Annotated in this window: 22 protein-coding genes and 1 riboswitch; of the genes, 19 read left to right on the forward strand and 3 right to left on the reverse strand. The window is 36.0% G+C overall.

Going from position 1 to position 25,013, the window contains the following annotated elements:
* Nucleotides 1-6: 6 nt before the first annotated feature.
* Both BC962_RS05380 and metK read right to left on the reverse strand, forming a co-directional pair.
* Nucleotides 7-1,371 carry an acyl-CoA dehydrogenase family protein gene (locus BC962_RS05380; protein WP_121344837.1) on the reverse strand — a complete coding sequence of 455 codons (1,365 nt, stop codon included), beginning with the start codon at nucleotides 1,369-1,371 and terminating at the stop codon, nucleotides 7-9.
* A gap of 141 nt (nucleotides 1,372-1,512) precedes the next feature.
* On the reverse strand, nucleotides 1,513-2,772 hold the full coding sequence (gene metK, locus BC962_RS05385) for a methionine adenosyltransferase (protein WP_121344838.1): 1,260 nt from the start codon (nucleotides 2,770-2,772) through the stop codon (nucleotides 1,513-1,515).
* 805 nt (nucleotides 2,773-3,577) lie between these two features.
* Between metK and BC962_RS05390 the strand changes: the two genes are divergently transcribed.
* From BC962_RS05390 to BC962_RS05465, 16 genes are all read left to right on the forward strand, one after another.
* Nucleotides 3,578-4,870, forward strand: coding sequence for an O-acetylhomoserine aminocarboxypropyltransferase/cysteine synthase family protein (locus BC962_RS05390; RefSeq protein ID WP_121344839.1), 1,293 nt, complete (start codon nucleotides 3,578-3,580; stop codon nucleotides 4,868-4,870).
* 165 nt (nucleotides 4,871-5,035) lie between these two features.
* On the forward strand, nucleotides 5,036-6,049 hold the full coding sequence (locus BC962_RS05395) for an alpha/beta fold hydrolase (RefSeq protein ID WP_121344840.1): 1,014 nt from the start codon (nucleotides 5,036-5,038) through the stop codon (nucleotides 6,047-6,049).
* The gene (locus BC962_RS05400) at nucleotides 6,012-7,091 is read left to right on the forward strand and encodes a homoserine dehydrogenase family protein (RefSeq protein ID WP_183075448.1); all 1,080 of its coding nucleotides are present in this window, start codon (nucleotides 6,012-6,014) and stop codon (nucleotides 7,089-7,091) included. The genes BC962_RS05395 and BC962_RS05400 overlap by 38 nt, the downstream gene beginning before the upstream one ends.
* Before the next feature lie 10 nt (nucleotides 7,092-7,101).
* Nucleotides 7,102-8,283, forward strand: a complete 1,182-nt coding sequence (locus tag BC962_RS05405; protein WP_121344962.1) for a trans-sulfuration enzyme family protein — start codon at nucleotides 7,102-7,104, stop codon at nucleotides 8,281-8,283.
* 511 nt (nucleotides 8,284-8,794) lie between these two features.
* Nucleotides 8,795-9,871, forward strand: coding sequence for a homoserine dehydrogenase family protein (locus BC962_RS05410; RefSeq protein ID WP_121344841.1), 1,077 nt, complete (start codon nucleotides 8,795-8,797; stop codon nucleotides 9,869-9,871).
* 126 nt (nucleotides 9,872-9,997) lie between these two features.
* Complete coding sequence (locus BC962_RS05415) at nucleotides 9,998-10,405, forward strand: RrF2 family transcriptional regulator (RefSeq protein ID WP_121344842.1); 408 nt, start codon at nucleotides 9,998-10,000, stop codon at nucleotides 10,403-10,405.
* A 149-nt stretch (nucleotides 10,406-10,554) separates the two neighbouring features.
* Nucleotides 10,555-10,806 carry a DUF2061 domain-containing protein gene (locus BC962_RS05420; protein ID WP_121344843.1) on the forward strand — a complete coding sequence of 84 codons (252 nt, stop codon included), beginning with the start codon at nucleotides 10,555-10,557 and terminating at the stop codon, nucleotides 10,804-10,806.
* Between the two features lie 2 nt (nucleotides 10,807-10,808).
* Nucleotides 10,809-11,438: a phosphoadenosine phosphosulfate reductase domain-containing protein gene (locus tag BC962_RS05425; RefSeq protein ID WP_121344844.1), complete on the forward strand. Its 630-nt coding sequence runs from the start codon at nucleotides 10,809-10,811 to the stop codon at nucleotides 11,436-11,438.
* A 10-nt stretch (nucleotides 11,439-11,448) separates the two neighbouring features.
* On the forward strand, nucleotides 11,449-12,348 hold the full coding sequence (cysD, locus tag BC962_RS05430; protein WP_121344845.1) for a sulfate adenylyltransferase subunit CysD: 900 nt from the start codon (nucleotides 11,449-11,451) through the stop codon (nucleotides 12,346-12,348).
* Between the two features lie 15 nt (nucleotides 12,349-12,363).
* Nucleotides 12,364-13,614 (forward strand): sulfate adenylyltransferase subunit 1, encoded by a 1,251-nt coding sequence (locus tag BC962_RS05435; RefSeq protein ID WP_121344963.1) that lies wholly within the window; start codon nucleotides 12,364-12,366, stop codon nucleotides 13,612-13,614.
* A gap of 73 nt (nucleotides 13,615-13,687) precedes the next feature.
* Nucleotides 13,688-14,110 (forward strand): OsmC family protein, encoded by a 423-nt coding sequence (locus tag BC962_RS05440; RefSeq protein WP_121344846.1) that lies wholly within the window; start codon nucleotides 13,688-13,690, stop codon nucleotides 14,108-14,110.
* A gap of 182 nt (nucleotides 14,111-14,292) precedes the next feature.
* Nucleotides 14,293-14,398: riboswitch (SAM riboswitch) on the forward strand.
* A gap of 48 nt (nucleotides 14,399-14,446) precedes the next feature.
* Nucleotides 14,447-15,466: a homocysteine S-methyltransferase family protein gene (locus BC962_RS05445; protein ID WP_121344847.1), complete on the forward strand. Its 1,020-nt coding sequence runs from the start codon at nucleotides 14,447-14,449 to the stop codon at nucleotides 15,464-15,466.
* A 1-nt stretch (nucleotide 15,467) separates the two neighbouring features.
* Nucleotides 15,468-18,155, forward strand: coding sequence for a methionine synthase (gene metH, locus BC962_RS05450; protein ID WP_121344848.1), 2,688 nt, complete (start codon nucleotides 15,468-15,470; stop codon nucleotides 18,153-18,155).
* 7 nt (nucleotides 18,156-18,162) lie between these two features.
* Nucleotides 18,163-19,119 (forward strand): methylenetetrahydrofolate reductase [NAD(P)H], encoded by a 957-nt coding sequence (gene metF, locus BC962_RS05455; RefSeq protein WP_121344849.1) that lies wholly within the window; start codon nucleotides 18,163-18,165, stop codon nucleotides 19,117-19,119.
* Nucleotides 19,120-19,143: 24 nt separating this feature from the next.
* Entirely contained in the window at nucleotides 19,144-20,247 is a 1,104-nt protein-coding gene (locus BC962_RS05460) for an acyloxyacyl hydrolase (protein ID WP_121344850.1), read from the forward strand.
* A gap of 2 nt (nucleotides 20,248-20,249) precedes the next feature.
* On the forward strand, nucleotides 20,250-21,002 hold the full coding sequence (locus tag BC962_RS05465) for a head GIN domain-containing protein (RefSeq protein ID WP_121344851.1): 753 nt from the start codon (nucleotides 20,250-20,252) through the stop codon (nucleotides 21,000-21,002).
* Here BC962_RS05465 and gldA read toward each other — a convergent pair.
* Nucleotides 20,989-21,888, reverse strand: a complete 900-nt coding sequence (gldA, locus tag BC962_RS05470; RefSeq protein ID WP_121344852.1) for a gliding motility-associated ABC transporter ATP-binding subunit GldA — start codon at nucleotides 21,886-21,888, stop codon at nucleotides 20,989-20,991. The two genes, BC962_RS05465 and gldA, sit on opposite strands and share 14 nt — an antisense overlap.
* Nucleotides 21,889-22,172: 284 nt before the next feature.
* On the opposite strand from gldA, the gene BC962_RS05475 reads away from it, so the two are divergent.
* The 3 genes from BC962_RS05475 to BC962_RS05485 are packed head-to-tail and all read left to right on the forward strand — an operon-like array spanning nucleotide 22,173 to nucleotide 24,987.
* Complete coding sequence (locus BC962_RS05475; protein WP_121344853.1) at nucleotides 22,173-22,997, forward strand: prephenate dehydratase; 825 nt, start codon at nucleotides 22,173-22,175, stop codon at nucleotides 22,995-22,997.
* Nucleotides 22,997-24,139: a pyridoxal phosphate-dependent aminotransferase gene (locus BC962_RS05480; protein WP_121344854.1), complete on the forward strand. Its 1,143-nt coding sequence runs from the start codon at nucleotides 22,997-22,999 to the stop codon at nucleotides 24,137-24,139. The genes BC962_RS05475 and BC962_RS05480 overlap by 1 nt, the downstream gene beginning before the upstream one ends.
* A complete protein-coding gene (locus BC962_RS05485; RefSeq protein WP_121344855.1) occupies nucleotides 24,139-24,987 on the forward strand; it encodes a prephenate dehydrogenase in 849 nt (282 codons plus the stop codon). The genes BC962_RS05480 and BC962_RS05485 overlap by 1 nt, the downstream gene beginning before the upstream one ends.
* Nucleotides 24,988-25,013: the final 26 nt, after the last annotated feature.

Below are 25,013 nucleotides of genomic sequence, written 5' to 3' on the forward strand. Positions count from 1 at the left end.
AATGTTTTAATTTACGAAGGCACTATAACCAGTAATGGCACGTCCTACAATAAGTGTGTTTATTTCCTTGGTACCCTCATAGCTATAAATTGCTTCGGCATCTGCAACAAATCTTGCTACATCATATTCCAATAATATTCCATTTCCACCTAACACTTCTCGAGCTCTACTTACCACATCTCTCATCCTCATACTGCAATATACCTTAGCCAATGAAGCATGTTCATCGGTTAAAAGTTCCTGATCTTGTAATTCAGAAAGCCTGAAAACCATAGTTTGCATGGCTGTTAAGTTGGAAAGCATCTCTACAAGATGATTCTGAATTAATTGGTAGGATGCAATAGGTCTTCCAAACTGCTCTCGTTTTTTGGTGTATTTTAATGCGCTTTCATATGCACCACGTGCACAGCCAACTGCTTGCCATGCTACTCCTGCACGTGTCATTTTTAAAACTTTAGCTGTGTCTCTAAAGGAATCTGCCTTTTGTAATCTATCACTTTCGGGAATCTTACATTCTGTTAAAGTAATGATGGCGTTTTGAACTATTCTCAAAGCCATTTTGTCTTCCATCTTTTCAGCTTCGAAACCCGGATTTTCTTTTCTTACTATAAAACCTTTAACCTTATTAGAATCTTCATCTCTCGCCCAGATAATAATAACATCGGCAAAAGTGGCATTCCCGATCCACTTTTTCTGTCCGTTCAAGATCCAATTCTCTCCATCGAATTTACAAGTGGTTTCCATTCCTTGTGATACTCCAGATCCTCCCTCTGGTTCTGTTAGTCCAAAAGCTCCAATTTTCTCTAACTTCTGCATTTGGGGCAACCATTCCTGTTTTTGTTCTTCACTTCCGCACAGATAAATAGATCCCATTGCAAGTCCGCTATGCACTCCAAAAAAGGTAGAAATAGAAACATCTACTCTGGCAATTTCTTGGGCAATAATTCCTTCCATTAAGAAAGGTAAATTTGGGCAGCCATATCCCTCGTAAGGAAGGCCTACAATATTTAGTTTTTTAAATTTTTCTATGATCTCAAATGGGAATGCCGCTCTATTCCAATGATCATTTACCAAAGGTTTTACTTCATCTTCCATGAAATTCCGAACCCTTAGCTGAAGCTCACGCTGTTCCGGACTCAATTTTAGATCTAGATTGTAAAAATCCCCATCTATAGGAGGCAGGTTATGTTGCCCTTTTTTCTTTTTGGTTTTCAGCATTTTCATGAGGCCTTTTAATTGGCGCTCATCTAAATTACCCAAAGCGTCCATTGCTTCAGGAATATCTATAGTTTGACTTATTTTGGCCAGCTGATTCATATCTACCGACTTTAAGAGATTGATCGTATTTTTTACTTTTCCGAAGAGTGACATAGGTAAGATTTTGTTGAATCTTAAAATTAGCGTTTTAATATGCTATAACTTGTTAAAGCTTTCCGAAGAATTTTTTCTGAAATAAAAAAAAGGCCACTATTTCTAGTGGCCTTTTTTATAATATATTATTTAAGCTGGGAATTAGTTCAGTCCAAAAGCTTCTTTTACTTGATCTACATAATCCAGTTTTTCCCAAGTGAATAGTTCTACTTCTCTTACAATTCTTCCAGAATAAGGACTTTCAAAAATTTTGGTAATGGTTCTAGGTTCTTTTCCCATATGCCCATAAGCCGCAGTTTCTCTATAAATAGGATTTCTAAGCTTCAATCTGCTTTCTATACTTGCAGGACGCATATCGAAGATCTCTGCTACTTTCTTAGCGATCTCGCCATTAGAAAGTTCTACATTTTTAGAGCCATATGTATCTACAGAGATAGATGTTGGTTTTACAACGCCAATTGCATAAGAAACCTGAACTAAAACTTCATCTGCAACACCCGCTGCTACTAAGTTTTTAGCGATATGTCTTGCTGCATAAGCTGCAGATCTATCTACTTTACTTGGATCTTTACCAGAAAAAGCACCACCTCCGTGAGCTCCTTTTCCACCGTAAGTATCTACAATGATCTTTCTTCCTGTTAGTCCAGAATCTCCATGTGGGCCTCCAATTACAAACTTTCCGGTTGGATTAATGTGGTAGGTGATCTCATCATTAAACAATTCCTGTACATATTGAGGAAATAATTTTATTACACGCGGAATCAAAATTTCCACCATGTCTTTCTTGATCTTGCTCAACATCGCATTGTCATCTTCATCAAACTCGTCATGTTGCGTGGAGATCACGATGGCTTCAATTCGCTGAGGTACATTCTCATCACTATATTCAATAGTAACCTGACTTTTAGAATCTGGTCTTAAATAAGTGATCTCTTTTCCTTCTCGGCGTAATTTTGCCAATTCAATTAGGATCTTGTGAGAAATATCTAATGCCAAAGGCATGTAATTTTCGGTCTCGTTGGTTGCGTAACCAAACATCATTCCTTGATCTCCAGCACCTTGTTCCTCTTTTTCACCACGATCTACCCCTTGGTTAATGTCCTGAGATTGTTCATGGATCAAAGAAATTACACCACAAGAATCCCCACTAAATTTGTAGGCTCCTTTGGTATAACCAATATCGTTAATTACCTCACGGGCAATATTTTGTACATCTATATAAGTATTGCTTTTTACTTCTCCAGCAAGAACAACTTGCCCTGTAGTTACAAGAGTTTCACAGGCAACCTTGGAATTCTCATCAAAAGCTAAAAAATTGTCTAGTAAGGTATCACTGATTTGGTCAGCTATTTTATCTGGGTGTCCTTCAGAAACACTCTCTGAAGTGAATAAATACGCCATTCTTGTCTTTTTAATTAGTAAGTAAGAAAATCTTTGACGGGAATTGCTAGCGAAGTTTACACTGCTTTAGCATTTTTTAAGGGTAGCAATCAGTCAAATCATTCCCTGTAATCGTAAGAGGCAAATGTATAAAATTAGATTGAATGTCGTCATTCTTTAACTTCTTTTTTAATAATTGTTGAGCGCTCCGCTTTGCCAAAAGGCTCGCGTCAGGCTTTCACGACTCGCTTCCCGATAAAAAAGTTCGGGAGAGCTCAAACAATCGCTCAATCCTTAGCGCAAAGAAAATGATTTCTTCCGAAGGACTGATATTCAGTAGGTTAATTAAGTTTTTTGAAAAATAATTGAAATTAAATTTGTTTTATAAAAGATTCTGTCGTTAAATTTGTAAAATAGATTTTAACAAGATGAATCAAGTAATGTGTAATATGTGTATGATGATGTTGGGGAAACCCGCAGCGTTCACTATTGCATAAAACTTAACTTATAAGAATTGCAAAAGCCGCTGCCAACCGCAGCGGCTTTTTTTGTTTATATAAGTCAAAATGGAATTTTAAAAACGCCGATTAAATTCAGCTCGATCAAAATAAAATGAAAATAACTTTCTCAAATATTTCAATAATGTGCTGCAATATGCAAATGTGTATGATGTACGCAACAAGCCGTTATTGCCAAAAATTCAGGATGTAAATTAGTTTTATATAATTCAATTCCTAAATCCCTCTGGCAAATCTGCCAGAGGGATTTTTTATTTCAGCAAAATCAAAATCATTTAATATCAAAATAAACCTTTAAAACAAAAATCATGAGCACACAACAATTCGCAACAAACGCACTGCATGCATGTCACGATGTAACTACCAATGGAGGAACTAGAGCGGTTCCTATCTATTTAACATCTTCGTATGTTTTTAAAGATTCAGATCACGCTGCCAGACTATTCGCTTTGGCAGAACCGGGATTTATTTACACCAGACTTAACAATCCAACCAACGATATTCTCGAGCAAAGATTGGCTGCTTTGGAAGGTGGTATTGGAGCAGTGGTAACCGCATCTGGTACTGCAGCCATCAACACCACTTTGTTAACCTTACTAAGATCTGGAGATCACATTGTAGCTTCCAATAGTCTTTATGGAGGTACCTATAATCTTCTAAATGTAACCTTGCCAAGATTTGGGATTACCACCACTTTTGTAGATCCATCCAATCCGGAAAACTTTCAAAAAGCAGCCCAAGAAAACACCAGGGTTTTCTTTATAGAATCACTTGGGAATCCAAAATTAGATGTATTAGATATCAAGGCTATTTCTAAACATGCAAAATCGCACAAAGTTCCTTTGATCGTGGATAATACGGTAGCGACTCCTTCGCTTTTAAATCCGATCCAGTACGGGGCAGATATTGTTATTCATTCCCTTACCAAATACATCAATGGGAATGGGACTTCTCTTGGAGGTGTAATTATAGATGCCGGTAAATTTGACTGGGCTAATGGGAAATTCCCGGAATTCACCGAGCCTTCTGCAGGTTATCATGGTCTTGTTTATCATGATGTTTTAAAGGAAGCAGCCTTTATTGCAAAAGTAAGAATAGAAGGATTGCGGGATCATGGTGCGGCATTAAGTCCTTTCAATGCTTTTCAGATCATTCAAGGCTTGGAAACTTTAGAGATCAGGATCAAAAAACACAGTGAAAATGCGTTGGCATTGGCTAAATGGTTACAAGAACAAGAGCAGGTAAAATGGGTGAATTACCCGGGACTTAAGAGCAGTGAATATTATGAACTTGCACAGCAATATTTACCTAAGGGGCAAAGCGGTGTGGTGACCTTTGGAGTAGAAGGAGGTTTTGATGCTGCAAAGGTGATTGCCGATGAAACTACTATTTTCTCCTTGCTTGCAAATATTGGGGATACCAAATCCTTAATAATTCATCCCGCCAGTACAACTCATCAACAATTAAGTGATGAACAACAGGAATCTACCGGAGTTACCAAAGATCTAATAAGGCTTTCTGTAGGATTGGAGGATCTGGAAGATCTTAAATCCGATCTTAAACAGGCATTTTCCAAGATCGGTAAAAAGGTTTTAAAATAATTTGTTTGTGGATGAAGACAATCGGAATTACCAAATCCTCATGCGAAATTTCCGATTGCTCTTTTCATCCCTCCTAGGGTTTAACCCGCCTGATTGATTCGGGCAGGCCCGCCTTACCAGGTTCCCCGAGCTTTGTGGTTTTATTAATTTTAAATATAGGTAGAAATGCTTCAAAAGATAAACATCTCCAATTTTAAGAACAGTGCAGGAACTATTCAGGAGCTCCAGTTGACCTATCAAACCTTTGGTAGGGAAATAGGGACTGCACCAATAGTTATGGTGAATCATGCACTCACGGGAAATTCAGAAGTAACAGGGAAAAATGGTTGGTGGCAAGAAATAATTGGGCTTGATAAAAGCATCGATCTTCAAGAGTATACCGTTCTGGCATTTAATAATCCCGGGAATGGGTTTGATGGTGTGGAGTCTCATTTATTATTAAATTATAAAGATTTCACACTTAGGGACATTGCTAAAATTTATTCTGAAGCCTTAAAACAATTAGGTATCTCCAAAATATATGCAGGAATTGGTGGCTCTATTGGGGGAGCTTTGTTATGGGAACAGGCAGTTTTAGATCCAGATCTCTTTGAACATTTAATTCCAATAGCAACAGATTATAAAGCTACGCCGTGGGTAAAGGCACAATGTAAGGTGCAGGAACAGATCTTAAATAATTCTGTAAATCCCGTGGCAGATGCCAGAATGCATGCAATGACTATATATAGAAGTCCGGAATCTTTTATTTCTAAATTCACCTCTAACCAAAACAATACAAATGGCACTGGAAATATTGAAGACTGGCTAGAGCACCATGGTAAACAACTGGAAAATAGATATCAATTGGCAGCTTACAAATTAATGAACCATTTGCTTTCAACTTCAGATATAAGCTTGGGGAGTGGAGATCATTTAAATGCGGCATCAAAAATTAGCGGCGACATTCATATAATCACAATTAATTCTGATGGGTTATTTACAGCCAATGAGAATTGGGATACTTATGTAAACTTGTCCCTCATCAAAGAAAATATAAGTATTCATGAAATTAGATCCATACATGGACATGATGCATTTTTAATAGAAACATCTCAAGTAGCATCCTTTTTAAATCCAATATTCAACCATAGTAATAAACAAAATGAAAACAATAAACATAGTGCTTTTCGGAGTCGGTAATGTAGGGAGTTCCTTAATAAATCAGATATTGGAGAGTCGATCCAAAATTTTTAATTCTTCTCAGATAGATATCAAACTTGCGGTTATAGTGAATTCTAAAATCGCTTTTTATAACAAGGATGACATCAATAACTCATGGGAGGCAGATTTTAAATCTTATGGGTATCCCTATAAATTATCGCAAATTATAAATCATGTTAAAAAAGAGAAACTCACCAATTTAATCGCTGTAGATGCTACGGCAAGTGAGAAGTTTGTAAAGAATTATAAGGAATTAATAAGAAATGGATTTAATATAGTTGCCGCCAATAAAACCGCTAATTCATTATCAGATAAATTTTATAAAGATTTAAGACTAGAATTAAAAAAGCACGACAAACAATTTTTATATGAAACCAATGTGGGGGCTGGATTACCTGTAATTAAAACCGTACAAGATCTTCACTTAGCGGGAGAAGAGATAACTAAAATAAGAGGGATCTTCTCGGGCTCTTTAAGTTATATTTTTAATTCATTTTCCAGTAATAATAGAACCTTTTCTGAAGTTTTAGACGAAGCAAGAAATAAAGGGCTTACAGAGCCAGATCCAAGAATAGATCTCTCAGGAAAAGATGTTGGCAGAAAATTATTGATCCTTGCCAGAGAGATTAATATCATAAAAGAACTTACGGAAGTTAAGATAGAAAATCTGGTTCCAAATCATTTAAATGGAAAGAGTTCCATTTCTCATTTTAACGAAAATCAACAAGAACTGAATTTAAATTTTGAAGAACGTAGATCAAATTTAAAGGCAGATGAGGTTTTAAGGCATATTGGAGAGTTAGGTGTAGCTAGCGGACAATTAGAGGTAAAGTTGGTAACAGAAAAAAGAAACTCTCCCTTTGGAAGCTTACAGGAAGCTGATGCTTCCTTCGAAATTTATACTAAAAACTATGGAAATAGGCCCATTGTTATTCAAGGTGCCGGTGCTGGAGCAAGGGTGACTTCAAGAGGAGTGTTGTCCGATCTTTTAAAGATCTCAGAAAAACTTGAATGCATATAATAAAATAAAAATGGACAATACACATATAGAAACTACAGCTATCAGGACACAGGCAGAGAGAACTCAAAATTTAGAGCATTCGGTTCCTTTGTATTTAACATCGAGCTATGTTTTCGAAGATTCAGAAGATATGCGCGCATCTTTTGCTGAGGAAAAAGATCGAAATATTTATAGTAGATATTCAAATCCAAATACCTCAGAGTTTATAGATAAAATGGTGTTAATGGAAAAAGCAGAGGCTGGATTTGCTTTTGCTTCTGGAATGGCAGCTGTGTTTTCCAGTTTGGCTGCATTATTAAATAGCGGAGATCATATAGTAGCTTCCAGATCTTTATTTGGATCTACTCACGGCTTGTTTTCTCAGTATTTTCCTAAATGGAATATTTCACATAGTTATTTTAATATAGATGAACTGGATACTATTGAAAGTTTAATAAAACCAGAAACTAAAATTTTATTTGCGGAATCCCCAACAAACCCCGGGGTAGATGTTTTGGATCTGGAAAAACTGGGTAAGATTGCTAAAAAGCACCATCTTATTTTGATCATTGATAATTGCTTCGCAACACCTTACCTTCAAAACCCGATAGATTTTGGGGCAGATCTGGTTATTCACTCTGCAACAAAATTAATAGATGGTCAGGGTAGAGTTCTGGGTGGGATAACCGTGGGGAGAGCAGATCTTATTAGAGAAATATACTTATTTTCAAGAAATACCGGACCCTCAATGTCTCCATTTAACGCATGGGTATTATCCAAAAGTTTAGAAACCTTGCCGGTGCGTCTGGAAAAGCATTGTGAAAACGCACTTAAAGTCGCAAAGTTCTTAGAAAATCATGCTGCAATTTCGAAGGTAAAATATCCATTTTTAAAATCTCATCCCCAATATAAAATTGCCAAAAAGCAAATGAAACTAGGTGGAAATGTGATTGCTTTTGAAATCAAAAAAGGAATTGATGCCGGAAGAAATTTTATAGATTCAATAAAATTATGCTCAATATCTGCAAATTTAGGAGACACCAGAAGTATAATAACTCACCCCGCATCTACCACGCATAGTAAACTCTCTAAATCGGATAGACTGGAGTCGGGGATTACAGACGGACTAATAAGAATCTCTGTAGGTTTAGAGCATGTAGATGATGTTATTAAGGATCTAAACCAAGCTTTAGAATCTGGAATAAATAATTAAAATTGAATGAAAATTTATATGAAATCTTTTCAAATTTATCTTGGTTTCTAACCAATTGTGTGGTTAACTTTGTACTTTCAAATAAGGCAATGGATAAAGTGATTCGTAATATGTATAAATTAATGTGGGAGCTACCTACAGCAGCTGCATTTGCGTAAAACTTAGAATATAAGAATTACCAAAGCCGCTGCCAACCGCAGCGGCTTTTTTGTTACAATAAATTGAAATTAGAGAATGGAACTTAAATTGGAAATAAGTAAACCAAATATCATGTGGATTAGTAAGCATTATAATTTTTATATGCATACGAATCGCACCTCTTTCAATTATCAGAAATTTTAGATTTTATATTAGTTATAATTCAATTCTAAATATCCCTCTGGTAATTTTTCCAAAGGGATATTTACTTTCTAAAACTTAAGTTAAAATATAAAGTTTGATAGAAAGTTTTAAAATTAAAGTCACACTTGGCTGAGTTTTTGAAAACAGCCAAAACCTAGTACATGGAATTATGAAAAAGATTCATATTATACTCTTCGGAGTCGGGAATGTTGGAAGCACCTTGATAAATCAGATCTTGGATGCGAGAGAACAACTTAAAAAACAAAGCAAAATAGAAATCAATGTGCCAGTAGTGGTAAATTCTACTTCGGCCTTCTATGAAGAGAAGTGTGTGCGACCATCTTGGAGAACCGATTTTAAATATTTTGGTGTTCCATATACGGTAGATACGGTTTTAAAATATATCAAAAAAGAAGCTTATAAGAATGTGATCATTGTAGATGCTACAGCAAGTAAAGAGTTTGTGCAAAATTATTCTACGTTTATAAAAAACGGATATGATATTGTAGCTTCTAATAAATCGGCCAATACATTATCTACAATTTTCTATAACAATTTGAGAAAGCAACTAAGGAAAAATAAAACTGAGTTTTTATATGAAACTAATGTAGGCGCAGGCTTACCAATAATACAAACGCTGCAAAGGTTATATGCTTCTGGAGAAAAAGTAACTAAGGTAAGTGGTGTTTTTTCAGGATCCTTAAGTTATATTTTCAATCAATTTTCGCAACAAAATAAAATGTTCGATTCTTTATTGGCGGAGGCTGGAATAAAAGGACTTACAGAAAGAGATCCTAGAATAGACCTTTCAGGAAAAGATGTAGCAGAAAAGTTGTTAGTTTTAGCAAGGGAGTTACATATGAAGAAAGAACTTGTAGATGTAAAGATCGAAAGTTTAGTGCCTAAGCATTTAAATGGACGAAGTTCTGTTTCACATTTTAAAGATAACCTAAGTGATCTCAATTTGGATTTTGATGAATTGAAGGATGAATTAAAGCCAGATGAGGTCTTAAGACATATTGGCGAGTTAGATGTGATCTCTGGGAAACTAGAAGTAAAATTAGTAAAAGTAAAAACCAATACCTCTTTTGGAAGTCTGAAAAATGCAGAAGCTTCTTTTGAGATCTATACAGAATCTAATGGGCAATTTCCTATAGTAATTCAAGGGGCTGCCGCTGGAACAGGTGTAGCTGCAAGAGGAATTCTCGCAGATTTAACCAAGTTAGCAGAGAAATATAAAAAGTAATTTAATTTTATGTTGAAAGACATTTAGCCTCCTGAATCAAAATTTGTTTTGATCCAGGAGGCTTTTAGTTTTAAGCTTAAAATCTTGAAATAAGAACTAGATAAATTATTTATCTATATTCGCTAAATGCTTTCAAAAAAGACGAAATACGGTATTAAAGCGCTTGCATTCTTAGCTAAACAGCCAGATAAAAACCCTGTACAAACTTCAGAAATTGCAAGTAATGAAAATATATCCTCAAAATTCCTTGAAAGTATTTTGTTGGACCTTCGGAAATCTGGATTTTTAGGTTCCAAAAAGGGCAAAGGAGGAGGTTATTACTTAATTAAAAAACCAGAGGAAATTCTCATGACCTCAGTAATTAGAGTGCTTGAAGGTCCAATTGCAATGGTTCCATGTGTGAGTTTAAATTATTATGAAAAATGTATAGACTGTCCAGATGAGGATACATGCTCTGTACATAAGTTGATGATCCAAGTAAGAGATAGCACCTTGAATGTATTAGGTAATAATACCTTGGCAGATCTCTCCTGAGGTAAAAATTAATTTTTTTTATTGTTTCTAGTTGAATAAAAGAGCTGAAACTTAATTTTAGATTCTTTAATTGCTCAATTATAAAAGGAATCCTATTTTTGCATAACCTATTAATCCTATAGGTTAATAGAATTTTATATAATATCCATATGTTTTTAAATCCGAACAAGGGAAAAGCCAGTTATGTATCAGATCAATTATCTGAGAAACCATTGCGAAGCATAGCAAAAACTATAAGCTGGAGATTCATTGGTACTTTAGATACAATAGTCATTTCAAGGATCTTGACCGGAAAGGTGGAAACGGCATTGGCAATTGGATCTGTAGAATTGGTAACAAAGATGATCCTCTATTTTGGTCATGAACGCATTTGGAATTCCATCAATTTTGGAAAGGAATAATTATGAAGAAATACTCAGAAGAAGAAATACTAGCCCTTAATAAAAGGTTTAAAGAAGGAACACCTTCAGAAATAATTAATTGGGCATTTCAAGATGCAGAAAGACCAGTAGTGACCACAAATTTTAGACCCTATGAAGCTGCGATTCTACAAGCTAGTGTAGCTGTAGCTCCAGAGATCAAAATCGTATGGTGCGATACCGGATATAATACCCAGCAAACCTATAGGCATGCCGAAGACTTGATCACTCAACTTAAATTGAATATCAAATTATACACTCCTTTGCAAACTGCAGCACATCGCGATGTGTTGTTTGGAGGTATTCCACAGGTGGAGGATAGCAGACATCAAGAATTTACTGAGCAGGTAAAATTAGAACCCTTTATGAGAGCAATGGGAGAGCTAAAACCAGATGTTTGGTTTACTAATTTAAGAAAAGGGCAAACTGCTTTTAGGGACAGTATAGATATTCTGAGTTATAGTAAAGACGGCATTTTAAAAGTGAGCCCATTTTATCATTGGACTGACGAGGAATTGGATGCCTATCTAAAAGAACATCAGTTACCTAATGAATTTAAATATTTTGACCCTACAAAGGTCCTTTCCAATAGAGAGTGCGGACTACATTCATAAAAAGCAGAAAATGAACAGTATTTTAAAACAAAACCCCTTAGAAAGTGAAGCTATCTATATTTTTAGAGAAGTGGTAACTCAGTTTGAAAATCCTGTGTTGCTATTTTCTGGAGGTAAAGATTCTATAACTCTGGTAAGGCTGGCAGAAAAAGCCTTTTATCCAGCTAAGATCCCATTCCCTTTATTGCATATAGATACAGGCCATAACTTTCCTGAAACCATAGCGTTTAGAGATAAGCTGGTTAAAGAAATGGGACTTGATCTCATTGTAAGAAATGTACAGGATGATATAGATAACGGAAAATCTGTTGAGGAAACTGGGAAATATTCCAGTAGAAATAGTTTGCAAACAAACACGCTTTTAGAGGCGATCGAAGAGTTTAAGTTTGATGCCTGTATTGGTGGAGCCCGAAGAGATGAGGAAAAAGCCAGAGCCAAAGAACGCATATTCTCTGTGAGAAATGATTTTGGAGAGTGGGATGAAAAAAATCAACGCCCCGAGGTTTTCGATATGCTTAATGGTAGGATCGAAATTGGACAGAATGTTCGTGTTTTTCCTATTTCTAACTGGACAGAGTTGGACGTGTGGAATTACATAGATCGGGAGAAAATCGAAATTCCATCAATTTATTTTTCACACGAACGCGAGATATTTGAACGGGATGGGTTAATCTGGACGGCCTCAGAACATGTTTTTAAAGACGAATCAGAAGAGGTGGAGACCAAAAATGTAAGATTTAGAACAGTAGGAGATGTAACCTGCACTGCTGCTGTAGAATCTCATGCCAAAACTATAGAAGAAATCGTCTATGAGATCATCCATTCAACTATTTCTGAACGTGGCGCCAGAATAGATGATAAAAGATCTGAAGCGGCTATGGAAACAAGAAAACAGCAAGGTTACTTTTAAATGATAAATAATAAAATGGAAGTTCTTAAAATTGCAACAGCAGGAAGTGTAGATGATGGTAAGAGTACGCTAATAGGAAGGCTCTTGTATGACACTAAATCTTTAACCTCAGATAAATTGGAGGCTATTGAAAAAAGTAGTCGAAAGAAAGGTTTAGATTACCTTGATTTTTCTTTAGCTACAGATGGTTTAGTAGCAGAGCGAGAACAAGGGATCACTATAGATGTTGCGCACATCTACTTTTCCACGCAGAGAAAGAGTTACATAATTGCAGATACTCCGGGTCATGTGGAATACACACGAAATATGGTAACAGGAGCTTCCACATCTCAGGTTTCAATTATTTTGATCGATGCCAGAAAAGGGGTGATCGAGCAAACTCAGCGGCACTTTTTTATAAATAATCTTTTGAGATTAAAAGAAGTTGTGGTAGCTGTAAATAAAATGGATCTGGTGAACTATTCTGAAGATGTTTTCAACGAAATAGTATCAGACTTTAAAAAGATCCAAAAGGAAAGTGAATACAATGATCAAAAAGTAACTTTTATTCCTGTTAGTGCCTTGTGGGGTGAAAATATAGCAGATGTGTCTTCGAATATGGGATGGTATCAAGGTAATACGATATTAGATTATCTTGAAAATATTAAAGCTGAAGATTTTCAGAAAAAGACCCAAAGCAGATTCCCGGTTCAAACCGTTATTAGACCCAAGACAGAAGATCATAGAGATTTTAGAGCTTATGCTGGTAAGTTGAGTGGAGGAAATCTAAAAGTGGGAGAATCTATTACTGTTTTACCTAGTTTAACTAGCAGTAAGGTTAAAGAGATATATTTTTTTGATAAGGAATATGCGGAGGCAAGTTCAGGGAGTTCTATAACAATTACTTTAGAGGATGATATAAACATTACCCGGGGAGATACTTTGGTAAAATCAGATGAAATCCCAAAGTGTTCAAAAACTTTAATATCAACCATTTGTTGGATGGATTCTAAATCCATGCTACCTAGTGCCAAGTATTTACTTCAACATAATACCAATAGAATTCTCACCAAAATAGATCATATTGAAAGCATAAGTTTAGGAAATTATGATACAGGTGAAATAAATTCGAATTTACAGTTAAACCAAATTGGGCAGGTATCCATGAAGTTAAGTAAGCTTATTTATGCAGATACTTACGAGAATAATCCTGAGAATGGAAGATTCATTTTGATAGATCCCATTACAAATACAACGGCAGGAGTAGGTTTTATAGATTCTTTATAAATCTAATCTCAAACAAAATTGTTGCTCGATATTCATTTTGGATTTATTAAATTTGACCAAATTCTGAAATAAAATGAAGATCCATTTAAAACGTTTGAATACCAACTATCTTTTTGAAACCAAAAATGAACGTGGAGATGTTGTGCTTTTAGATAACAAATCTGAAGAAGAACCAAAAGGCTCCAGCCCAATGGATCTTATTTTGAGAGGAATTGCGGGATGTAGCAGCATAGATGTTGTAATGATATTAAAGAAGCAGCAGCATGAACTGGAAGATTTACAAGTAGAGGTAGAAGGTTTTCGCGAAGATGGTGCTATACCAAATGTCTTTAAGAAGATCAATTTAAATTTTATTTTAAAAGGAGATGTACCCGCTGCCAAAGTTGTAAGAGCTGTGAAATTGTCTATGGAGAAATATTGTTCGGTTTCAAAGATGTTAGAAAAAGCTGCGACTATTACTTATACTATCACCTTAAATGATGAAGAAATTAATTGAGATTAATGCCTATAGCGGGATTTCCTGTCCCGATAACTATCGGGATGCTTTGAATTTTTAAAAGTATTTTCCAATTCATGTTTTGGGCAAGCCCACGAAATTATTGATTTAATAAATAGCACTTGGAAATGCGCAAACTAAGCGTATATTTACAAGACTTAAGTTCTTATTTTTATTTAAAAACGTTATCAAGAAAGGTGGAGGGATAAGACCCTATGAGACCTTGGCAACCCTCCTTTTGGAGAAGGTGCTACATTCTACTGCATTTTATTCGCAGATAGATAACAAAAAGAATTCTTTTCACTCCTCTTTTTTGATACATATATACTTCATAATATGTCAAAATTAGAAGAGATCCTTTCCAAAAAAATATTAATCCTCGATGGTGCAATGGGCACCATGCTTCAAGAATATAAATTCTCTGAAGAAGATTTCCGTGGCTCTCGTTTTGCCGATTGGCCAAGATCCCTGAAGGGCAATAATGATCTTTTATCGCTTACACAGCCTCATGCAATCGAGGAGATCCATAGGAAATATTTTCTAGCGGGTGCAGATATTGTAGAGACCAATACCTTTTCTGGAACTACTATTGCCATGGCAGATTATGGAATGGAGGAACTGGTTTATGAGCTTAATTTTGAATCGGCAAGGATCGCAAAAAAGGTGGCAGTAGAACTTACTTTAGAAGAGCCATCTAAACCGAGGTTTGTAGCTGGTGCAATTGGACCTACCAACAAAACAGCCAGCATGTCCCCGGAAGTGAACGATCCCGGATATAGAGCCATTTCCTTTGAACAATTATTAGTTGCCTACAAACTTCAGGCTCGTGCTTTAATAGAAGGCGGCGTAGATGTTTTATTGGTGGAGACTGTATTTGATACCCTAAATGCAAAAGCTGCTTTATATGCAATAGATGAATTAAAAGAGGAACTCCATTCCGAAATTCCTGTTATGATAAGCGGAACAATAACAGATGCTTCCGGGAGAACACTCTCCGGTCAAACTGCGGAAGCTTTTCTAATCTCAATTTCACACATGAATTTGCTGAGTGTTGGTTTCAACTGTGCCCTTGGCGCAAGTCAACTTACTCCTCATTTAGAGGTACTGGCCCGTAAAAGCGAATTTGGAATTTCTGCTTATCCAAACGCAGGATTACCAAATGCCTTTGGAGAGTATGATGAAACTCCGAAGATAATGGCAGAGCAAATTCAAGAATATCTGGAGAAAGGTTTGGTGAATATCTTGGGTGGATGTTGCGGAACAACTCCCGCGCACATAAAAGCTATTTCTGAAATATCCAAGGAATACAAACCCAGATCGCTTAAAAAAATATTGAAACCTGAAACATTCCTATAAAATGACAGCATTTAGAGCATTAAAACTTGCGGGTTTAGAGCCGCTTATAATAACACCGGAAAGCAATTTCGTGAATGTTGGCGAGCGTACCAATATGTCTGGTTCCAAAAAATTCCTACGATTAATTAAGGAGGAAAAATATGAAGAAGCTATTAGTATTGCCAGAGAACAGGTAGAGGAAGGAGCGCAAATCATAGATGTAAATATGGATGACGGGCTGGTAGATGGAAAAGCAGCTATGGTAAAGTTCTTAAACTTGATCGTTGCCGAGCCAGATATCGCCAGAGTTCCCATAATGATAGATAGTTCTAAATGGGAGATCATAGAAGCTGGATTAAGAGTTGTTCAGGGGAAATGTGTGGTAAATTCCATTAGCTTAAAAGAGGGTGAAGTAGTATTTATCGATCAGGCAAAAAAAGTAAAACGTTATGGCGCCGCTGTAATTATTATGGCTTTTGATGAAAATGGTCAAGCCGATTCTTATGAACGAAGAATAGAAATAGCAAAGCGTTCCTATGAGCTTCTTACCCAAAAAGTGGGTTTCCCTGCAGAGGATATTATATTCGATCTTAATATATTTCCGGTGGCTACAGGAATGGACGAACATCGAAGAAATGCGATAGATTTTATTGAAGCAACACGTTGGGTGAAATCTAATCTCCCACATGCAAGTATAAGTGGAGGAGTGAGCAATGTTTCCTTTTCCTTTAGAGGGAATAATCCGGTGCGGGAAGCGATGCATTCGGTGTTCCTATATCACGCTATAAAGGCCGGGATGAATATTGGAATAGTTAATCCGGCAATGTTAGAGGTGTATGATAATATCCCAAAGGATCTTTTAGAACATGTAGAAGATGTTATTCTGGATAGGAGAGATGATGCTACAGATCGACTTTTAACTTTTGCTGAAACAGTTACCGGCTCTGTTCGTGAAAACAAGATAGATCTCTCTTGGAGAGAAAAACCTTTGCAGGAAAGAATTACACATGCATTAGTACGAGGTGTCGATGCATATATTTTAGAGGATGTGGAAATTGCCCGTTTAGCATCTTCCAGGCCTATTGAGGTGATAGAAGTCTATTTAATGACCGGGATGAATGTAGTGGGAGATCTTTTTGGAAGCGGGAAAATGTTCTTGCCACAAGTTGTTAAATCGGCTAGGGTAATGAAAAAAGCGGTAGCCTATTTACTGCCTTATATTGAAGCAGCTAAAGATGGGTCTACAGGAAAAGGAGCAAAAGGTAAGATCTTAATGGCTACCGTAAAGGGAGATGTGCACGACATTGGGAAGAATATCGTAGGTGTAGTGCTGGGTTGTAATAATTACGAAATCATAGATCTTGGCGTCATGGTGGCTCCGGAAAAGATCATTGAGGTAGCAAAGTCAGAAAATGTGGACGCTATTGGCCTAAGCGGACTTATAACCCCTTCCTTAGATGAAATGGTGTTTTTGGCAAAAGAAATGCAACGTCAAAATTTTAGGGTTCCCTTACTTATAGGTGGGGCTACCACTTCTAAAGCGCATACTGCTGTGAAGATAGATCCTCATTATCACAATGCTGTAATTCATGTGAATGATGCTTCTCGTGCAGTGAATGTGGTGAATGATCTTCTGAAAAAAGAAACATCGAAACAATATTTTAAAGACATAAAATCAGATTATGAGGTCTTTAGAACCAATTTTCTGAAGCGTAGTAAAGTGAAAGATTTTCTACCTCTAGAGCATGCTCGTGAAAATAAATTCAAGATCAACTGGAAAACTTCAGAAGTTGTAAAGCCCAATAAACTGGGTGTTCAGGTAATTGAAGATCTGGATCTAGAAAAATTAGTTCCTTTTATAGATTGGACGCCATTCTTTAGAAGTTGGGAACTGCATGGTAAATATCCGGCGATCTTTACCGATGAGGTAGTGGGTGAGCAAGCCTCTATTTTATTTAAAGAAGCGCAGCAACTTTTAAAGAAGATCTTAAAAGAGAAATTACTGAAGGCGAAAGCGGTGTTTGGATTATTTCCAGCAAATTCAGTACAAGACGATGATATAGAGATAATCACTTCTGAAGGGAATGAAGAAGAAAAGAAGGTTTTTAGAACCTTAAGGCAACAACTCAAAAAGTATGAAGGCAAGCCAAATTTTGCTTTGGCAGATTTTATAGCCCCTAAGGATTCTGGGATTCAGGATTATATTGGTTCTTTTTGTGTAAGTACTGGCTTTGGAACTCAGGAACTTGCTACCAAATTTGAAGCCGAGCTCGATGATTACAATTCGATCATGGTGAAAGCTTTGGCCGATAGATTAGCAGAAGCCTTTGCAGAGTATCTTCATAAAAAGGTGCGAACAGAAGATTGGGGATATGCGGCTAATGAAGAGCTTTCTAATGAAGATCTTATAAAAGAAAGTTACAAGGGGATTCGTCCTGCTCCCGGATATCCAGCCTGCCCGGATCATTTAGAAAAACTCACTATTTGGGAAGTCTTGAAGGTGGAAGAAAATATCGGCGTTAAACTAACAGATAGCTTAGCTATGTGGCCTGCAGCGAGTGTAAGTGGATATTACTTTGGGAATCCCGAAGCTAAATACTTCGGACTTGGAAAGATCAAATTAGATCAGGTACAAGATTTTGCGAAACGAAAAGATATTTCTGTTGAAAAAGCAGAAAAATGGTTGAATCCTTCAATTTCAGATCAATAATACATAGATGAAAATAACAGAACATATAGCTGCCGCTAAAGGCAAAACGCTTTTTTCTTTTGAAATATTACCGCCGCTAAAAGGGCAGAATATTCAATCTATATTCGATGGAATAGATCCCTTAATGGAATTTAAACCTCCGTTTATAGATGTGACTTATCATAGGGAAGAGTATGTATACATAGAACAACCCAACGGGTTTTTAGAGAAAAAAGTAGTTCGAAAACGGCCAGGAACGGTGGGAATTTGTGCCGCAATTCAGAATAAATATGGAATAGATGCAGTGCCGCATATCCTGTGTGGGGGTTTTACCAAAGAAGATACTGAGAACTTTTTGATCGATCTGGATTTTTTAGGAATCAACAATGTAATGGCACTTCGTGGGGATGCTGTTAAAAGTGAAACCTATTTTAAGCCGGAGCCCAAGGGTAATTGTTTCGCATCAGATCTGGTGTCTCAAATCCAAGAAATGAACCAAGGACAATATTTAGATTCACCATTAGAAAAAAACCATGCTACCAATTTTTGCGTAGGTGTTGCTGGATACCCAGAAAAGCATATGGAAGCACCAAGTTTAGATAATGATATAGAAAGGTTAAAAGCGAAAGTTGCTGCTGGAGCAGAATATGTGGTTACTCAGATGTTTTACGATAATTCAAAATTCTTTGAGTTTGTATCAAAATGCAGAAAAAGCGGAATTACTATCCCAATAATTCCTGGACTTAAACCCCTTGCTACTAAAAAACAACTCACCAATATTCCACATAGATTTCATGTGGATTTACCTGAAGAACTTATAAGATCGGTTAATAATTGTAAGACAGATTTGGAAGTTCGCGAAGTTGGTGTAGAATGGTGCACTGCCCAGAGCAAAGAACTTATAAGTTCTGGCGTCGAGGTGTTGCATTATTATTCTATGGGGAAAAGCACCAATATTCATAAAATCGCTTCTTCGGTTTTTTAAATTAATAGATTAGATTTGCCCCCTATGAAAAAATGCTTGCTTGTCCTACTTTTAATTTTTTCTACCACTTCTTACGCTCAAGAGGAGATTAAAAAGTATTATTCCTTAGATGCGAATTACTTCTATGGCTCTATCATTGAACATAACCCAGATATTGCTCACTTAATAACTGGTCATCCAACCGGTGTAATTTTAAGTTTCAACAGGAAAACCTATGGATTAGAGGCTTGGGAGCGCAGATATAATTTTCCGGATTTTGGATATTCTTTTTCATATCAGGATATGAAAAATCAATATTTGGGAGAGAATTATGGCTTATATGCTCATTTTAATTTTTACTTCCTCAAGAGAAATTTGATGTTTAGAATTGGGCAGGGGATGGCATATGCTACAAATCCTTATAATGCAGAATCTAATTATATTAATAATGCCTACGGGTCCAGATTGTTGAGTTCTACTTATCTCATGGGTAACTTCCATAGGCAAAATATTTATAAAGGATTTGGAGTACAGGCAGGAATTTCAGTAATTCATTATTCTAATGCCGATTTTAAATCTCCAAATAACAGTACCAACACCTTTACTTTTAATGTTGGATTAAACTATCATTTGGATTATGAAAATATGCCCGATTATGTGGAGAAGGATCCCAAAGAGAAAAAATATACAGAACCAGTTCATTATAATTTCGTGCTTAGAAGTGGAGTAAATACAACCGGAGTAATTGGTTCTAAACAGTATCCTTTTTTAACACTGACTGGATTTGCAGATAAGGTGATCAATAAAAAGAGCACCTTGCAAGCAGGAGCAGAGGTGTTCTTTTCTAAGGCTTTAGAGGAATTTATTTATTTCCAGTCGGTTGCTTTTCCGCAGGGTATAACCGAAGGAGACGAGGATGCAAAAAGAGTTGGGGTTTTTATAGGTCATCAATTAACTTTCAATAAAATGTCCTTGGTTACACAAGTGGGGTATTATGCTTATTATCCATATAATAATTATGTGGAGCGGGTTTATAACAGGCTTGGTTTAAGAAGAGAAATAAGTGATCATTGGTGGGCATCGGCAACGGTAAGATCTCATGCCGCAAATGCCGAAGCAGTAGAATTTTCAATAGGATATAGATTGTAGATATGAAAAAGTTAGTTTTTTTAATACTCTCTACTTTTTTATTAAGTAGTTGTGATGCTGAAGATGCTCCAGGATGTTTCAAAAAAGCGGGAGACATTGTTCAGGATGAGGTTTCTGTGGATACCTTCAACGAGATAATTGTTTACGAACAAGTGAAGCTCTATATTCAGCAGGGCCCAGTTCGAAAAGTGGTGATAGAAACCGGAGAAAATTTAAGAAAAGATGTTTCTGTTGAGGTTATAGATAATAGATTAAGCATAAGAAATGGGAATTCTTGCAATTTGGTGAGAGACTACGAGCTTACCAAAGTATATGTAACCATACCAGATCTTACCTGGCTACAAAACAGCAGCGGAAGCGCTATAGAAACTATTGGAACTCTTAAACTGGATGAGCTTTGGTTGCGCTCAGTAAATCAAGAGAATGATCTTTCAATTCATACAGATGGAGATTTTATATTAGAATTGGATGTGGAAAATTTAAGGATCACTAACGATAATGTTTCCAATTACTTTCTTAGCGGGAAAGCAGAGAATTTTGATGTGTTCTTTGCGGCGGGGGATAGTAGATTGGATGCTTCTAATTTAATTGTTCAGAAGTATGAGATCTTTCATAGGGGTACTAATAAAATGATCGTATTTCCAGTAGAATCTATTAAAGGGGAATTGCGTAGCAGTGGAAATGTGAAAGCTAAAAATAGACCTCCTGTGGTAGATGTAGAGGAATACTATACAGGCCGACTTATTTTTGAATAGTTAATTCTGAAAATAAAGTTTCTAAATTTTTAGATTTTCTGTTTAACTGAAGGGTTTTTAGTCCGTTATTATGAGCAAAATCGAAAACTGCCGGACGCATGTCTTTATCAGTTTCGAATTTAAGTTCGTAATGAAATCCGCCAATATTCTTTGCAGACACCAAATTTGGCAGTGCTTTTAAAGCAACTTCCTCTATTCTGTAATCGAATTCTACTTGAATAATTTGTTCTTTTTCTTCCCGTAGGTCCTTCATTTTCTTATCGGCCACTATTACTCCTTTGTCTATAATGATCACCCGATCGCAAATTGCTTCTACTTCTTGCATAATATGAGTAGAAAGAAAAACTGTTTTTTCCTTACCTACTTCTAAGATCAAATTTCTAATATCTGTAAGCTGATTTGGGTCTAGTCCTGTAGTAGGTTCATCCAAAATAAGCACTTCTGGATCATGTAAAAGTGCTGCTGCAAGTCCAACTCGTTGGCGATATCCTTTAGAAAGCTGCTCTATTTTTTTGTTCGCTTCAGGCAAAAGTCCAGTCATTTTAATTACTTCTTCAATCCTGGATTTACTGGATTTGTATATAGAAGCATTAAAAGCTAAATATTCCCTCACATACATTTCTGTATATAAAGGATTATGTTCTGGTAAGTAACCAATAGCTCGCTGCACTGCTTTTAGATCTTCAGAAAGCAAAATATTATTCACGCTCGCCACACCTTCTGAAGGAGAAAGAAAGCCGGTTAAAATTTTCATTAGTGTAGATTTTCCTGCTCCATTAGGGCCTAAAAATCCTACAATTTCACCTCTTTCGATGCTAAATGAAACCTTATCTAAGGCTTTTTGTTCTCCGTAATATTTAGATATTTCTTTAACAGAAATGGACATAGCTAAGCTTTTTTCAAAAGTATGGATAAATTTATTTTAAAAGGGTTTTCACTAAAACGTTATCGTGAAAAAATATAAAAAAGTATAGGTGATATTAAATTAAATACTACATTAGCGATAGTTAAAAAGAACAATGAAGAATATAATTACTTGGACTGCATTCTATTATTTTTATTTCTATTACGGAGATAAGATCGGGAGCGTCATGTAATTAAAATTATAAATTATATAAAGAGGTCCTGATTTATTAAAAATCAGGACCTTTTTTTTTTGAAAATTTTTAAATGGAAAAAATAATAGGAATTCAAGGAGTTCAAGGTTCTTTTCATCATTTGGTGGCTCAAGAATACTTTGGAACAAATGTGAAGGTACAGGAATGTATGTCTTTTCATGAGTTAGTGAATTCCCTTGTTGCTGGGGAATCTCAGGAAATTGTGATGGCCATAGAGAATTCTATTGTTGGTTCCATTTTGCCCAACTATGCACTTATAGATGAGCATAATCTTAGCGTAGTAGGTGAACATTATATTCCTATAAATATGAATTTAATGGCAGTGCCGGGACAAGATATCTCTAATATTAAAAAGGTGTTTTCGCATCCTATGGCCTTACTTCAGTGTAAAGAATTTTTTAAAAAATATCCTCATATAAAATTGATTGAGGATACAGATACAGCCGAAGTAGCCCGAAGAATTTCAGAAAAACGATCTATGGGAATTGGAGCCGTAGCTAGTACAATGGCAGCCGAATTATTTGGATTAGAGATTCTTGCTGAAGGCATTCATACTAAAAAAAGTAATGCTACAAGATTCTTAATTGTAAGCAATATTAAAAAAGAGCCTAATGGAATACAGATGGATAAGGCTTCCTTGAAATTTGAATTAGAAAGCCGAAGAGGAAGTCTAGTATCTGTCTTAAATATTATACGGGATTATAATTTGGATATGACTAAAATACAGTCTATGCCCATAATTGAAACTCCTTGGAAATATTCATTTTTCGTAGATGTTATCTTCGAGGATCACTTAGAATTCCAAAAAGCGATGGAAATCGTAGAAGTGATGACAGAGCATTTAAAAATATTAGGCACCTACAAAAATAAATTATAATGATCCAAGCAGAACGATTAAATGAAGTAAAGGAATACTATTTTTCTTCAAAATTGCGGGAAGTAAGGGCTTTGGAGGCCTCTGGGAAACCCATTATTAATTTGGGGATTGGAAGCCCTGATCTTCCTCCACCTGTAGAAGTTATAGAAGGTTTAAATGATGCCTTGGCAAAAACGGCAGCACATCAATACCAGCCTTACAAAGGAACCTCAGATTTTAGAAGTGCAATAAAAGAATTTTATAGTACACATTACTCTGTGAGCCTTGATGCAGAAAAAGAAATTCTTCCTCTTATGGGGAGTAAAGAAGGGATCTTACATATTTCTATGGCTTTTCTAAATGAAGGAGATCAGGTTTTAATTCCAAATCCGGGATATCCTACCTATTCTTCTGTTACCAAATTAGTTGGAGCAGAACCTGTTTTTTATGATCTGAATGAAAAAGGCAATTGGTTACCAGATCTGGAGAGTTTAGAGAAGTTGGATCTTAGTAAAGTGAAAGTGATGTGGGTAAACTATCCGCATATGCCAACAGGAGCTTCAGCAACTAAAAAGGTGTTTCAAGATCTTGTGGCATTTGCTAAGAAACATCATATCCTCATCGTTAACGATAATCCTTACAGCTTCATTCTTAACGATCATCCTATTAGTATTTTGGAAGCAGAAGGAGCTAAGGAGGTAGCATTGGAATTGAATTCGCTTAGTAAAAGTTTTAACATGGCGGGATGGCGAATAGGAATGGTATGTGGAAATGAAGATAATTTAAATTCCGTTTTAAAGGTGAAGTCCAATATGGATAGTGGAATGTTCTTCCCTTTACAAGCTGGAGCAGCAATAGCATTGCGTTTACCCAAAGAATGGTTTAACGAATTGAATGTTATTTATAGAACACGAAAAGAATTGGTATTGGAGCTAGCTTCAAAATTGAACTGTATTCCAGAAAAGGACCAAACCGGGATGTTTGTTTGGGCAAAGGTGCCATTAGACACTACCTCGGAATTATTTGTAGATCATTTATTACATACCTATGATCTGTTTGCAACTCCTGGTTTCATTTTTGGCGATCAGGGAGAAGGTTATATACGATTCTCACTTTGTACTACAGAGGAGAAAATTAAGGAAGCAATTAATAGAATTAAATAATGAGAGTACATATAATAGGTGTAGGCCTCATAGGCGGATCTTTCGCGGTGGATATTAGAAATGTATTTTCTGAAGTGCAGTTGGTTGGTGTAGATAATAATCCAGATCATCTTCAACAAGCACTATCCTTGGGAATCATTGATGAGATTGAGGAAATAAACGATGTTAGATCCTCAGATCTGGTAATTGTGGCTGTGCCGGTAGATGTAAGTATTCCGCTTATAAAACAAGTTTTGGATTTAGTAGAAGACCAAACCTTGGTAATCGATACCGGTTCTACTAAAGGAAAGCTGTGCGAGGCTTTAAGCACACATCCAAATCGGCGTAATTTTTTGGCAGCTCATCCAATCTCTGGAACAGAGTTTTCCGGACCTCAAGCAGCAGTAAAGGATCTCTATAGGAATAAGACGAATATTATTTGTGAGGTAGAAAAAACCGCATTTAAGCTTCAGGAAAGAGCATTAGAGCTTTTCCAAAAATTAGGAATGAGAATATGTTATATGGACCCAAAATCTCATGACAGGCATATCGCATATGTTTCACATTTATCGCATATAAGTTCTTTTATGCTTGGTAAAACAGTATTGGAAAAGGAAAAAGACGAACGCAATATTTTTGATCTTGCCGGTAGTGGTTTTGCTTCTACTGTTAGACTCGCCAAAAGTTCTCCTGCCATGTGGTCTCCAATTTTTGAGCAAAACAAAGAAAATGTTGTGGAGATCTTAAAGGAATATATTCAGAATCTCAACATGTTTAAAGACTTACTGGAGAATAACGATTTTGAAGGAGTCTTTAACGAAATGGAAAAAACAAATCATATCAAATCTATATTAAACGGAATTATTTAAAAAGAATTAATTAAACAATAGGTAAC

Origin of the sequence: Gillisia mitskevichiae, assembly GCF_003634585.1 — a bacterium.
Lineage (GTDB): Bacteria > Bacteroidota > Bacteroidia > Flavobacteriales > Flavobacteriaceae > Gillisia > Gillisia mitskevichiae.

Coding starts and splice junctions, on each gene's coding strand:
- BC962_RS05415 (WP_121344842.1), top strand. CDS start 9,998: ATGCTTTCAAAAAAGACGAAATACGGTATTAAAGCGCTTGCATTCTTA.
- BC962_RS05480 (WP_121344854.1), top strand. CDS start 22,997: ATGATCCAAGCAGAACGATTAAATGAAGTAAAGGAATACTATTTTTCT.
- BC962_RS05435 (WP_121344963.1), top strand. CDS start 12,364: ATGGAAGTTCTTAAAATTGCAACAGCAGGAAGTGTAGATGATGGTAAG.
- BC962_RS05410 (WP_121344841.1), top strand. CDS start 8,795: ATGAAAAAGATTCATATTATACTCTTCGGAGTCGGGAATGTTGGAAGC.
- BC962_RS05420 (WP_121344843.1), top strand. CDS start 10,555: ATGTTTTTAAATCCGAACAAGGGAAAAGCCAGTTATGTATCAGATCAA.
- BC962_RS05445 (WP_121344847.1), top strand. CDS start 14,447: ATGTCAAAATTAGAAGAGATCCTTTCCAAAAAAATATTAATCCTCGAT.
- metH (WP_121344848.1), top strand. CDS start 15,468: ATGACAGCATTTAGAGCATTAAAACTTGCGGGTTTAGAGCCGCTTATA.
- metF (WP_121344849.1), top strand. CDS start 18,163: ATGAAAATAACAGAACATATAGCTGCCGCTAAAGGCAAAACGCTTTTT.
- BC962_RS05465 (WP_121344851.1), top strand. CDS start 20,250: ATGAAAAAGTTAGTTTTTTTAATACTCTCTACTTTTTTATTAAGTAGT.
- gldA (WP_121344852.1), bottom strand. CDS start 21,888: ATGTCCATTTCTGTTAAAGAAATATCTAAATATTACGGAGAACAAAAA.
- BC962_RS05425 (WP_121344844.1), top strand. CDS start 10,809: ATGAAGAAATACTCAGAAGAAGAAATACTAGCCCTTAATAAAAGGTTT.
- BC962_RS05395 (WP_121344840.1), top strand. CDS start 5,036: ATGCTTCAAAAGATAAACATCTCCAATTTTAAGAACAGTGCAGGAACT.
- BC962_RS05405 (WP_121344962.1), top strand. CDS start 7,102: ATGGACAATACACATATAGAAACTACAGCTATCAGGACACAGGCAGAG.
- BC962_RS05440 (WP_121344846.1), top strand. CDS start 13,688: ATGAAGATCCATTTAAAACGTTTGAATACCAACTATCTTTTTGAAACC.
- BC962_RS05475 (WP_121344853.1), top strand. CDS start 22,173: ATGGAAAAAATAATAGGAATTCAAGGAGTTCAAGGTTCTTTTCATCAT.
- metK (WP_121344838.1), bottom strand. CDS start 2,772: ATGGCGTATTTATTCACTTCAGAGAGTGTTTCTGAAGGACACCCAGAT.
- cysD (WP_121344845.1), top strand. CDS start 11,449: ATGAACAGTATTTTAAAACAAAACCCCTTAGAAAGTGAAGCTATCTAT.
- BC962_RS05390 (WP_121344839.1), top strand. CDS start 3,578: ATGAGCACACAACAATTCGCAACAAACGCACTGCATGCATGTCACGAT.
- BC962_RS05460 (WP_121344850.1), top strand. CDS start 19,144: ATGAAAAAATGCTTGCTTGTCCTACTTTTAATTTTTTCTACCACTTCT.
- BC962_RS05485 (WP_121344855.1), top strand. CDS start 24,139: ATGAGAGTACATATAATAGGTGTAGGCCTCATAGGCGGATCTTTCGCG.
- BC962_RS05380 (WP_121344837.1), bottom strand. CDS start 1,371: ATGTCACTCTTCGGAAAAGTAAAAAATACGATCAATCTCTTAAAGTCG.
- BC962_RS05400 (WP_183075448.1), top strand. CDS start 6,012: ATGAAAACAATAAACATAGTGCTTTTCGGAGTCGGTAATGTAGGGAGT.